This is a genomic window from Citrobacter sp. Cpo148 (genome assembly GCF_030332375.1).
Taxonomy (GTDB): Bacteria; Pseudomonadota; Gammaproteobacteria; order Enterobacterales; family Enterobacteriaceae; genus Citrobacter; species Citrobacter portucalensis.
Genome location: NZ_JAOWHY010000041.1, coordinates 70,884 through 83,017 on the forward strand (window position 1 = coordinate 70,884; position 12,134 = coordinate 83,017).

Annotated in this window: 12 protein-coding genes; 4 read left to right on the top strand and 8 right to left on the bottom strand. The window is 53.4% G+C overall.

Annotated elements, in window-relative coordinates; translation table 11 throughout:
• Positions 1–27 precede the first annotated feature (27 nt).
• A complete protein-coding gene (gene ytfE / locus OGY10_RS06240; protein ID WP_003025690.1) occupies positions 28–690 on the bottom strand; it encodes an iron-sulfur cluster repair protein YtfE in 663 nt (220 codons plus the stop codon).
• Positions 691–934: 244 nt separating this feature from the next.
• Between ytfE and OGY10_RS06245 the strand changes: the two genes are divergently transcribed.
• Positions 935–2,506 (top strand): methyl-accepting chemotaxis protein, encoded by a 1,572-nt coding sequence (locus OGY10_RS06245; protein ID WP_071446749.1) that lies wholly within the window; start codon positions 935–937, stop codon positions 2,504–2,506.
• Between the two features lie 68 nt (positions 2,507–2,574).
• Here the strand turns inward: OGY10_RS06245 and OGY10_RS06250 are convergent, their stop codons facing one another.
• The 3 genes from OGY10_RS06250 to OGY10_RS06260 form a co-directional block, all read right to left on the bottom strand.
• Complete coding sequence (locus OGY10_RS06250) at positions 2,575–3,540, bottom strand: DMT family transporter (protein ID WP_071446750.1); 966 nt, start codon at positions 3,538–3,540, stop codon at positions 2,575–2,577.
• Positions 3,541–3,616: 76 nt separating this feature from the next.
• Positions 3,617–4,441, bottom strand: a complete 825-nt coding sequence (locus tag OGY10_RS06255) for an AraC family transcriptional regulator (protein WP_071446794.1) — start codon at positions 4,439–4,441, stop codon at positions 3,617–3,619.
• An 81-nt stretch (positions 4,442–4,522) separates the two neighbouring features.
• The gene (locus OGY10_RS06260; protein ID WP_071446751.1) at positions 4,523–5,371 is read right to left on the bottom strand and encodes an SDR family oxidoreductase; all 849 of its coding nucleotides are present in this window, start codon (positions 5,369–5,371) and stop codon (positions 4,523–4,525) included.
• A gap of 90 nt (positions 5,372–5,461) precedes the next feature.
• On the opposite strand from OGY10_RS06260, the gene OGY10_RS06265 reads away from it, so the two are divergent.
• Complete coding sequence (locus tag OGY10_RS06265) at positions 5,462–5,842, top strand: winged helix-turn-helix transcriptional regulator (RefSeq protein WP_071446795.1); 381 nt, start codon at positions 5,462–5,464, stop codon at positions 5,840–5,842.
• Between the two features lie 47 nt (positions 5,843–5,889).
• Here OGY10_RS06265 and cpdB read toward each other — a convergent pair whose 3' ends face one another.
• The gene (gene cpdB / locus OGY10_RS06270) at positions 5,890–7,833 is read right to left on the bottom strand and encodes a 2',3'-cyclic-nucleotide 2'-phosphodiesterase (protein WP_286576467.1); all 1,944 of its coding nucleotides are present in this window, start codon (positions 7,831–7,833) and stop codon (positions 5,890–5,892) included.
• A 188-nt stretch (positions 7,834–8,021) separates the two neighbouring features.
• Here cpdB and cysQ point away from each other — a divergent pair, with 188 nt between their 5' ends.
• Positions 8,022–8,762, top strand: a complete 741-nt coding sequence (cysQ, locus tag OGY10_RS06275; protein ID WP_008786026.1) for a 3'(2'),5'-bisphosphate nucleotidase CysQ — start codon at positions 8,022–8,024, stop codon at positions 8,760–8,762.
• Here cysQ and OGY10_RS06280 read toward each other — a convergent pair.
• Positions 8,752–9,309 carry a YtfJ family protein gene (locus tag OGY10_RS06280; protein ID WP_008786027.1) on the bottom strand — a complete coding sequence of 186 codons (558 nt, stop codon included), beginning with the start codon at positions 9,307–9,309 and terminating at the stop codon, positions 8,752–8,754. The genes cysQ and OGY10_RS06280 overlap by 11 nt on opposite strands.
• A gap of 328 nt (positions 9,310–9,637) precedes the next feature.
• Between OGY10_RS06280 and OGY10_RS06285 the strand changes: the two genes are divergently transcribed.
• The gene (locus tag OGY10_RS06285; RefSeq protein ID WP_003025710.1) at positions 9,638–9,844 is read left to right on the top strand and encodes a DUF1107 domain-containing protein; all 207 of its coding nucleotides are present in this window, start codon (positions 9,638–9,640) and stop codon (positions 9,842–9,844) included.
• A gap of 66 nt (positions 9,845–9,910) precedes the next feature.
• Here the strand turns inward: OGY10_RS06285 and paeA are convergent, their stop codons facing one another.
• Positions 9,911–11,251, bottom strand: coding sequence for a polyamine export protein PaeA (gene paeA / locus OGY10_RS06290; RefSeq protein WP_003830418.1), 1,341 nt, complete (start codon positions 11,249–11,251; stop codon positions 9,911–9,913).
• A gap of 150 nt (positions 11,252–11,401) precedes the next feature.
• Complete coding sequence (gene msrA, locus OGY10_RS06295) at positions 11,402–12,040, bottom strand: peptide-methionine (S)-S-oxide reductase MsrA (protein WP_286576468.1); 639 nt, start codon at positions 12,038–12,040, stop codon at positions 11,402–11,404.
• Positions 12,041–12,134: the final 94 nt, after the last annotated feature.

Below are 12,134 nucleotides of genomic sequence, written 5' to 3' on the forward strand. Positions count from 1 at the left end.
GGTAAGCGCTAGCGCCACCGGGCTTTTTTATTCACCTGCGAGGGCACGCGGGAACAACACATTGTTTTCCAGGCTGATGTGTTCCATCAGGTCGTCGATCATCTCGTTAATGCCGTTATACATGGCTTTCCAGGTAGTGCAGGCCTCTGGTGGCGGCGTTACGTTATGGGTGATGTGTTTGATCACTTCCACCAGTTCACCCGCATCGTCATGTTCGCTTTCCATCACGCTGATTGGCCCCATCGCCTGGCTACCCATGCCCTGTTTGATCATCGGGAACAGGATCTGCTCTTCTTTCATCATGTGGCTGGACAGCTCTTCATGCAGCATGGTCAGGTTTTTCGCCAGACCGCGCGGTACGTTCGGTTTGTCTGCGTGAACGCGTTCAACTTTAGTGGCCTGCAGGATCAGCTCCGGCAGCTGTTCGCGGTGTCTGTCGTGATAACGCACGATGATATGGTCGATGATTTCAGCCAGAGCCACGGTACGCCAGTCTTTCTCCAGCGGCTGTTCAGCCAGCTGCGCGAGCTGCGCCTCAATAACGTCTAAATCCAGCTCTTTACGCGCGGCAGCGCGTGCCAGCGTTTGCTTACCGCCGCAGCAGTAATCCATATCGTATTTACGAAACAGGGCCGAAGCGCGAGGAATAGAGAGCGCCAGTTCACCTAAAGGTTGATCGCGATAAGACATTGCCGTTACCTCATTCTCAATAATATAAGATGTATTTTAAATGCAACTTATGGCGAAGGATATAACCCTTTCGGGGTGGGGTGTTTTGTGATGGGCGTCACGAAAATTTCTTATCTCGTTAAGATGCTGAATCTTATTGGAAAGGAGAAGTACGGCGAAAAAAGCCGCACGACAGGATTAAATAAGCGCACGCCGCTGCCGATAGTTAGACCTCAGACAATACCTGCATAATAAAAGGCTACAGATGTTCAAACGAATCAAAGTGATAACCTTACTTATCACCGTGTTACTCGCGCTGGGCGCAATGCAGCTCATCTCCGCGGGCGTCTTTATTGGCGCACTCAATAACGATAAGCAGAACTTTAACGTGTCTCAACTTTCCAGCCAGAACGTGGCCGAGTTTACCGATGCGTGGATTAGCCTGAACCAGGCTCGCGTCACGCTCAACCGGGGCATGCTGCGTTTACAGGGAACGATGGCCAGCGAGATTAACGGCGGTCAATTGAAGGAGCTGGTGAACACGGCAAATCGCCTGTTGGCCGAATCGAAAGAGCATTACGATAAATACTACGCTCTGCCGGAAACGCCGGGGCAGGATGAGCATCTGGCCGATCGACTGGAAGAGCAGTACGGCATCTATTCTGCGACGCTGGCAAAAATGAACGCGCTGCTGGCTGAAGGAAAGCTGGAAGAGATGTTCAAGCAGAATGCCGAGCAAAAGCAAACGGCCATGCAGGACGTTTATCGGGAATGGCGTAGCGCGCAAACGGCGCTGGCCGCTGCCGGAGTGCAGGACAATGAGAGTGATTACCAGAAGATAATCTGGCTGCTGTCCGCGGTGATGCTGATTGTCGTCACCGTGATTATCGCCAGTTGGCTGGCGATGCAGCGAGTGCTGCTCAAGCCGCTCCACGAGGTGATGGGACATATTCGCTACATTGCCGCCGGTGACCTGACGCACCCCATCAGCGCCGATGGCAGCAATGAAATGGCGCTGCTGGCAAGTAACGTCCGTGACATGCAGCAGGCGCTGGCGAATACGGTCAGCGTGGTGCGTGACGGGGCCGATACCATCTATACCGGTGCGGGTGAAATCGCCGCAGGCAGTAACGATCTCTCTTCACGTACCGAGCAGCAGGCCGCCTCTCTGGAAGAGACCGCAGCCAGCATGGAACAACTTACCGCAACCGTGAGACAGAACGCAGATAACGCGCGTCAGGCGACCAGTCTGGCAAAAAATGCTTCACAGACGGCGCAAAAAGGCGGAACCGTGGTTGATGGTGTGGTGCGTACGATGGATGAAATCGCCACCAGTTCCAGCAAAATCGCGCAAATTACCAATGTTATCGACGGTATTGCCTTCCAGACCAATATCCTTGCGCTAAACGCGGCGGTGGAAGCGGCGCGTGCGGGCGAGCAGGGGCGCGGATTTGCCGTGGTCGCAGGCGAGGTTCGGACGCTGGCGCAGCGTAGCGCTCAGGCGGCGAAGGAGATCAAAGCGCTGATAGATGACTCAGGGAATCGGGTCAATGCCGGTACGGCGCTGGTGCATGAAGCGGGTGAAACGATGGCGGAAATAGTTAGCGCCGTGACCCGCGTGACCGACATCATGGGGGAGATTGCCTCAGCTTCTGATGAACAAAGTCGGGGTATCGATCAGGTAGGCCAGGCGGTTGCCGAAATGGATCGCGTCACGCAGCAAAACGCCTCGCTGGTAGAAGAGTCCGCTTCCGCCGCTGCCGCGCTTGAAGAGCAGGCCGCGCGGTTGAACCAGACGGTAGCGGTGTTTAAAGTGTCTCGCCGGATGGCAGCGTAAACGCCTTATCCGGCCTACATGAGATCGTACAGTCCTTGTAGGCCGGATAAGCAGTGCCATCCGGCATATTATGATTGTGAAACCACCACGACGCTCGGTTTTTGCGGCTTGGCTCTGACGGCTATCACCACCCCAACCATCAGTAGCGCAATACCGCTAACCGTCAGCAGAGGTGGAAATTCCTGACGCAGAATAAAGGTGTACAACAAACCGGCCAGCGTTTCGAAGACAATCAGCGGGCCGAGGATCACCGTCGGCAATTTTTGGCTGGCGACGTTCCAGCACAGTGCGCCAACCCACGAACACAATACCGCAATGGCTATCATCAGACCGATAAACACGCCCGGACGCGGACCGAAGGGTAGAGCGAAGTCCGGTGTTTGCCCGTTCAGCCACAGGCAGGCGGCAATGTAACCGAGCAGAGAAACGGGCAACGTTACCAGAGCCTGGGCCGTCGCCCACATCATCGGGTGCTTATCCGGATTCTCGCGCAGCCAGCGGGCATTACGCAGCGCATACCATGCCCAACACACCACCGAGACAAGCGCCAGCGCGATGCCGGCACCATAACGCCAGCCACTAAAGTCTGGTAACCCCTGATTCAGCTCCGAGATATTCACGCACAGCAGTCCTATACCAATCAATACCAGCGCAGGCGACAGACGCCACCATGATAATTTGCCGTCACGCTGGCTGTAGAGCAGGTTAGCGAAGACTGGGATCACCACCGGTAATGTACCAATAATCATCGTGGAGACCGGTGCGCCGGTGCGCTGGATGGCGCTTGCCAGGCAAACGTAATAAATCAGATTCCCCATCATTGTTAGCGTCAGCGCAGTTACCCAGTCTTTCCGCATGAGTTGACGCAGGCGCGCACGTCCCAGCCAGGCAATCGGCAATGCGATCAGCCCCAGCGCCAGATAACGCCCCATCGACTGCAATACCGCCGGGTATTCCGGTACGATCAGCGGTCCAACAAAAATTAATCCCCACATCAGCCCGGCCAACAGGGCATACAACACACCGCTAATCATTTTGGACATCCACATCGTTTAACAATAAGTCGAGTGTAGGCAGGAAAAATGCTGCCGTATTGTATGAGATTGCTGATCAACGCCGGACGACTTGTTTCTGATAACGTACCGGCGTAATGCCGTAGCGAAGGGTAAACGCGCGGGTGAGATGCGACTGGTCGGTGAGGCCGGTTGCGGCGGCGACCTCTGCGGCGGGCATACCGTAAGTGAGAAAACCTTTGGCTCGCCACAACCGGATCGCCATCAGCATCTGGTGCGGCGTGACGTGGAAATGAGACTTAAACTGGCGCTGAAAATGCCAGGGACTCAGCGATGCAACCCGCGCCAGCTCGTCGAGCGTGACCGGATGCATATAATTATCGTGCAGATACTCACGTACCCGTTCAAAGCGATGCGCCCCCTCCGTTAATATTGGCGCATGGCGGGCCAGCGGCTGGAACGTGTCGATCAGATCGAGTAGAAGGCCTTTTTGCGCCAGCGGATCTTCAGTGTTCCACAGGCCGTGGATCAGCGAGCAGATCTGGCGCGAGCGCAGCGGATCGTGACGCGTTACGTCATGAAACCACCAGTGGCGGATCCCGGTGACCTCTTCCAGAAGGTCGGGTTCAAGATAAATCATCCGATAGCGCCAGCCGTCGGCGGTTTCGGCTTCGCCGGTATGCAGCTCATCGGGATTCATGGTGACGACGGAATGGGCGGGGGCAACATACTGCGTGCCGCGATAACGAAAACGTTCGGCTCCGGCTTCTATCGCGCCAATGCCAAACGCTTCATGGGTGTGCGGCTCGAAAGCGTAACGCGAGATGTGTGCATGATACAGCTCAACGCCCGGCACCTGCGCCAGATGGCGAAAGCGGGCGCTGTCTTTCTCATCAATAAACTGCTCAGGTACACCTTGCACGTTTTCTCTCCCCACGCATCATCCTGTCATTATCAGAGAGGATGCGCGGGGATGCCACCACAATTAACTAATTTTTAACACTTACACGATGCCTTTGACGCTGTCAGACAACGAGGTGGTCGGGCGACCAATCAGTTTGCTCAGTGTATGGCTGTCGTCGAACAGACCACCTTTGGAGGCGCCAGTGTCTGAGTCAGCCAGCATGTCCGCCAGCCCGGCAGGCAGGCCTACACCTTTAAGTGCGGCGGCAAAATCTGCTTCGCTCAGGTTCTGATACACCACTTTTTTACCACTCTGTTTTGCCAGCTCGGCAGCCAACTGGCTCAGGGTCCAGCCTGCGTCGCCCGCCAGCTCATAGGTTTTACCGGAATGACCGTCTTCACTGATGACGCGCGCGGCGGCAGCGGCATAGTCGGCGCGGGTCGCTGAGGCGATTTTGCCTTCACCTGCAGCCCCGATAAACACGCCGTGTTCCAGTGCAGCCGGTGCGCTGGCGAGATAGTTTTCGGTGTACCAGCCGTTACGCAGCAGCGCGTAGCCGATACCGGATTCAGCCAGCATCTTCTCTGTTGCCACATGCTCATCAGCCAGCCCCAGCGGGGAGGTGTCGGTGTGCAGCAGGCTGGTGTAGGCGATGAATTTCACGTGCGCGGCTTTCGCTGCGTTGATCACGTTACGATGCTGCGGGGCGCGTTGTCCCACTTCGCTGGAGGAGATTAGCAGTAGCTTGTCGATGCCCTGTAAGGCAGCCGTCAAGGCGGCTTCATCGCTGTAATCCGCCTGACGAACGATAATGCCCTGCTGGCTAAGCGCCGTCGCTTTAGCGGGATTACGCACAATTGCCACAATCTGGCTGGCAGGAACGGTTTTCAGCAGAGATTCAATAACGTGTTGGCCCAGTTGGCCGGTGGCGCCGGTAATTGCGATCATGGAGTGACTCCTTGGTATTGGTCTTGTGTTTAATCACGCTAACACCTAAACTTACTTTTAGTAAGTACGAACAAAAAGGTTAGTATGAAAATGACAGCATCGACGCTCTCCCAGCAGTTACGCGATGGCAACTTGTTTGCCGAACAGTGTCCCTCCCGTGAGGTGTTAAAACACGTCACCAGCCGCTGGGGCGTGTTGATTCTGGTGGCGCTGCGCGACGGTACGCACCGTTTCAGCGATTTGCGCCGTAAGATGGGCGGGGTCAGTGAAAAGATGCTGGCGCAATCCCTGCAAGCGTTAGAGCATGACGGGTTTATCAATCGGGTGTCGTATCCGGTGGTGCCGCCGCACGTGGAGTATAGCCTGACGCCGTTGGGTGAGCAGGTGAGTGATAAAGTCGCCGCGCTGACGGACTGGATAGAACTGAATTTGCCGCAGGTTTTAGCGCAGCGGGACGAACGGGCTGCGTAGTTTTGTAGGCCGGATAAGACGCTATTGCGCCGCATCCGGCACGAAAATTACTTACTTAAATCCAGCTGATAAATAGCGAAACCGATGTCATCGGTCGCGACTTTCTTCAGCGGATACTGGCCTTTCTCTTTAATAAATGCCGCGGCTTTATCAGACGGTGATGTTTCAAAGCGAATATCCAGTGGTGTATCGCTATGAATTGGCGCCAGACGCCAGTTGTTATCTGCCGCCGGGTGAATTTCACCGGCACGCTTCGTCTCAGCACCAATCCAGGCCGCCAGCACCGAGCGGTTTTCATCCGGAGAAGCAAACGCGATGTGGCTGTCGCCGGTTCCGGCAAACTTACCGCCGTAGGCGCGGTAGTTGTTGGTCGCGACGAGGAAGGTGGCATTCGGATCGATTGGTTTGCCGTTAAAGGTCAGATTTTTAATACGTTCCGCTTTCGGGTTAATGGTCTGACATTCACCGTCGTAGCGAGCAGGTTGTGAAACATCAATCTGATAATTCACGCCGTCAATCACGTCGAAATTATAGGTACGGAAGCCATCCCAGTTAATCAACGACTGTGGTTTGCTGCTGTGGATATCAATCTGATTGAACTGCCCGGCAGAACATTCCAGCCACTCTTTCACCTCTTTACCGCTGGCTTTCACTACCACCAGAGTGTTGGGATAGAGATACAAATCAGCGGCGTTACGGAAGGTTAACTGACCTTTTTCGACTTCTACGAAGCTTGCCGGATCGTTCTTGCGTCCACCGACCTTAAACGGCGCGGCGGCGGAAAGTACCGGTAGTTTTGCCAGATCCGGATCGCCCTGAATAAAGTGTTCTACATAGGCTTTCTGCGCGTTGTTCACCACCTGTACGGTCGGGTCATCCTGTACCAGCGCCAGATAGCTGTACATGTTGTCGGCGGATTTACCGATCGGTTTGCTGACAAACTCACGCGTGGCGTCGTGATCGGCTTTCAGGATCTCAACGATTTTTTTGTCTTCTGCTGCCAGTGATTTTTTGGCTGCGGCGTCATAGATCGGGCGCGCCTCGGCTTTCGCCTGAGTGACTTGCCATTTACCGCTGTCGTTATTCAGCACTAAATCCACCACGCCCAGGTGATCGCCCCACATACCCGGCATCACAGCAGGAACCCCATTCAGCGTACCTTTTGTGATATCTGCGCCTTTAATATTGACAAAGTCTTTACCCGGGAAGACGGCGTGAGCGTGACCAAACATAATGGCATCCACGCCCGGTACTTCGCTGAGGTAATAAACGGAGTTTTCCGCCATGGTTTGATATGGGTCGGCTGAAAGCCCGGAGTGAGCAACCACCACCACGACATCGGCGCCTTTTTCTCTCATTTCCGGAACGTATTTGCGTGCAGTTTCCGTAATGTCGTTCACCGTGACTTTGCCGCTGAGGTTGGCTTTATCCCAGGTCATAATCTGCGGTGGAACAAAGCCGATATAGCCAATCTTCAGCGTCTGCTTGTTCCCTTCCTTGTCGACCACTTCAGTGTCTTTGATCAAGTAAGGCGTAAACAGCGGCTTTTTGGTCTTCACGTCGATGATATTGGCGTTAACGTAAGGGAACTTCGCTCCGGCTAGCGTGTTGTGCAGATACTCCAGACCGTAGTTGAATTCATGGTTGCCGAGGTTACCCACCGCGTAATCCAGGGTATTCAGCGCCTTATATACCGGGTGAGTTTCGCCCGCTTTCAGCCCCTTGGCCGCCATGTAATCCCCGAGCGGGCTACCCTGAATCAGATCGCCATTATCAACCAGCACGCTGTTTCTGACTTCACCACGCGCAGCGTTGATCAGACTTGCCGTACGTACCAGACCGAATTTTTCAGTCGGTGTATCTTTGTAATAATCGAAATCCATCATATTGCTATGCAAATCAGTGGTTTCCATTATACGCAGATCGACGGTCGCGGCATTGACGCTGGCTGCAATCAGCGTTGCCAGAAGCGTTGCACTAAACTTAATCATCAGGGGCATCCTTTTAAGATCTAAGCCACAAAAGAAAATGTATATAAATCTTCTTGCTTACAGAACTGTGAATCATGACATGAATATAGCGTTTAAAACCGCAGACGCTATCACAGTTGGCGGATCCCCTGACGATCGGGTATAAGTAAAACAACGAGTTAACACCACTGACAGAAACGAGGTGGAGAATGCTAGAACATGTATGCCAGCTTGCACGGAACGCGGGCGATGCCATTATGCAGGTCTACGATGGAATCAAACCGATGGAGATTACCAGCAAGCAGGATGATTCTCCGGTCACGGCGGCAGATATCGCCGCACATACGGTGATCCTCGAAGGATTACTGGCGCTGACGCCGGATATTCCGGTTCTGTCTGAAGAGGCGCCTCCTGGCTGGGATGTTCGCCAGCATTGGCAGCGCTACTGGCTGGTGGACCCGCTGGACGGGACCAAAGAGTTCATTAAGCGTAACGGTGAATTTACCGTCAATATTGCGCTGATCGAGAAAGGAAAGCCGGTTCTGGGCGTGGTTTACGCGCCGGTAATGAAAGTGATGTACAGCGCAGCAGAAGGTAAAGCGTGGAAAGAAGAGTGCGGCGTACGCAAACAAATTCAGGTTCGTGACGCGCGTCCGCCGCTGGTGGTCATTAGCCGCTCGCATGCCGACAATGAGTTAAAAGAGTATCTGCAACAGTTGGGCGAGCACCAGACCACCTCGATTGGCTCATCGCTGAAGTTCTGCCTGGTGGCGGAAGGGCACGCACAGCTGTATCCGCGTTTTGGGCCAACCAACGTTTGGGACACCGCCGCTGGCCATGCCGTTGCCGCCGCAGCCGGAGCGCACGTTCACGACTGGCAGGGGAAACCTCTGGATTACACCCCACGTGAATCGTTCCTCAACCCCGGCTTCCGCGTCTCTATTTACTGAGTAATTTGTGCAGCAGGGCAATTACCTGCTGCACCTCTTCCTGCGTTAATGCGCCATCTTTTGCCCACTGCACGCGTCCGTCCTTGTCGAGTACGACGATAGCGGAGCTCTCTTCATCCAGTTGCCAGGCTTTACGCGCAATGCCATTGCTGTCGACAATGAATTGCGACCACGGGTAGAGCTTCTTATTGCTCTCCAGACTGCTGCGCACAAACATACCGGAGCCGGGAATGGCGTCATCCGTGTTGACGATAGTGGTGGTTTGGTATTTGTCGTGCGGCAGGTTGGCGGCTTTGATTGCCTCGATCAGCGTCGCATTTTTCTCTTTGGCGGAGGTGCGTCCGGCAATGTGTTGCACAATTCGCACTTTGCCTGGCAACTGCGCGCTATTCCAGCTTTTGTAGCTAAACTTATCGTTATCGAGAATCAGTTCGCCGCGATCGGCGATCCCCACCGGCGGTACGCGCTGGTCAGTCTCAAACTTATGTGCGGAGGCAATCATCGGCAGTAGCAGGCACGACAGCGCCAGCAGATTTCGTAAGGTCATAGGTTTTCCTTCTTTCTTTTATTTTGCAGGTGATCCGACCACTTGGGTCTGGAATTTAATCATATGTGCGAATGATGCTTTTTCCCGCAAGCGCGATGCCAGTTTGCGGACGGGCGCACAAATCCTGCGAAAAATGAAGGCTTATACTGAAGACAGCGAAGCGTTGAAAAGATAATTCTGAATAATTGTAACTTGAAGGTAAATAAACTTATACACGCTGGAAACATCAACGAGATAGTCTATAGTCATAGGGCATTAAAATTTGCGCCTGAGGATTGTCGGACCGATTGTGGTACCGCAAAGGCGTAATGCTCAGCAGGAGACAACAATGAAAATTTTCCAACGATACAACCCGCTGCAGGTGGCGAAGTACGTGAAGATCCTGTTTCGTGGACGGTTATATATCAAGGATGTAGGCGCTTTTGAATTTGATAAGGGTAAGATTCTTATCCCAAAAGTGAAGGACAAACTGCATTTTTCCGTGATGTCCGAAGTTAACCGTCAGGTCTTGCGTCTGCAAACTGAGATGGCTTGATCAAAGTGCTATGCAGTAGTTAAAAAAACGGCTCCTGATGGGAGCCGTTGATGTTTCTGTAAGGCGTTAAGACGCCTTTGCCTCTTCTTTTGCATCTGGCAGTTTTGGTACCAGAACGGTAGGTTTACTGTCCAGACGCGTCACCAGCAGCTGATCGATCTTGTAGTTATCGATATCCACCACTTCAAATTTGTAACCTGAATACTTCACCGAGTCGGTGCGTTTCGGGATTTTACGCAGCATGAACATCATAAAGCCGCCGATGGTTTCATAGTTGCCGGACTGCGGGAACTCGTCGATATCCAGCACGCGCATCACGTCATCAATCGGTGTACCGCCGTCGACTAACCATGAGTTTTCATCACGTGCCACAATCTGCTCTTCCAGACCCTGACCTACCAGATCGCCCATCAGCGTCGTCATAACGTCGTTGAGCGTGATAATCCCCACCACCAGCGCGTACTCGTTCATGATGACGGCAAAGTCTTCGCCTGCGGTTTTGAAGCTTTCCAGCGCTTCAGAGAGCGTCAGCGTGTCCGGGACGATCAGCGTATTGCGGATCTGTACGCCGCTGTTCAGCGCCATGCTTTGGTTTGCCAGTACGCGGTTGAGGAGATCCTTTGAATCAACATAACCAATGATGTGGTCGATATCTTCGTTACACACCAGGAATTTGGAGTGCGGATGTTCCGCCACCTTGTTCTTCAGGCTTTGCTCATCTTCATGGAGATCGAACCAGATAATATTCTCGCGCGAGGTCATTGAAGACGGGACGGTACGGGATTCCAGTTCGAACACATTTTCAATCAGCTCATGCTCCTGCTTGCGCAGAACACCCGCCAGCGCACCCGCTTCGACCACGGCGTAAATGTCGTCCGAGGTGATGTCGTCTTTACGCACCATTGGGATCTTAAATAGACGGAAAATGTTGTTTGCCAGACCGTTAAAGAACCACACCAGCGGGCGGAAGACCAGCAGGCAGAAGCGCATCGGGTTGATGATACGCAAAGCCACAGCTTCTGGCGCAATCATACCGATGCGTTTCGGGGTTAAATCCGCGAACAGGATGAACAGGCCAGTAACCAGCGAGAACGACAGAATAAAGCTTAACTGTTCGGACAGCTCTGGAGTGAAGTACTTCGAGAAAAGGCTGTAAAACGCCGGGGAGAATGCTGCATCACCGACGATACCGCCGAGAATGGCGACCGCGTTAAGGCCAATTTGCACGACGGTAAAAAACATGCCGGGGTTTTCCTGCATCTTCAAAACACGTTGTGCGTTTACGTTGCCTTCATCGGCAAGCAGTTTAAGTTTTATTTTGCGTGATGCAGCAAGCGAGATCTCAGATATCGAGAAAAACGCACTCACGGCGATCAGGCAGAGAATGACTAAAATACTGTTTAACATATCTTATCCGACCGTTCAGGTCAGATCCTCGGAAGGGAGAAGTTGATAAATCCGTGTGAAATACACATTGAAAACCGGCTCGTGGAAGTGAGCCGGTAAATTCAGAAGCTAGTATAGCGTAAGGCACTGTAAAGTCGCCAGAGGGGGAAATTATCCTTGTGGCGGCAGGCAAACACCAATACCACCAATGCCACAATAACCGTAAGGATTTTTGTGCAGATACTGCTGGTGATCGTCCTCGGCATAATAGAACGGGGTTGCCGTAGTGATTTCCGTGGTAATGGTGCGCTCGTCGCCTGCGGCGGTCATTGCTGCCTGAAAACGTTCAAGGCTGGCCTGTGCGGCGGCGGTTTGTTCCGGCGTTAACGGGTAAATGGCGGAGCGATACTGCGTGCCCTGGTCGTTCCCCTGACGCATGCCTTGAGCCGGGTCGTGATTTTCCCAGAACACCTGCAGCAGTTGTTCGTAGCTGATAACATGCGGGTCATAGACGATGCGTACCGCTTCGGCATGCCCGGTATCGCCAGAACACACTTCACGATAGGTTGGGTTTGGGGTGTAGCCGCCGGTGTACCCGGCTACGGTGCTGTATACCCCGGGTAATGACCAGAATAAACGTTCAACGCCCCAGAAGCATCCCATGGCGAAATAAGCTATCTCCATACCGTCGGGCACGTTGGTCATCGAATGTTGGTTAACCGCATGCAGCGTTGCCACTGGCATCGGGGTGTTGCGTCCAGGTAGCGCATCTGCTTGAGTAACAAGATGCTTTCTATCAAATAAACTCATGGCCGTTCTCCCGAAATCAGTCATTTGGGTTAAGGTTGTAACGAGACGCGTCTTTGCCCACAATAAACGGCGTGAATACGTCTAGAGTTAAACA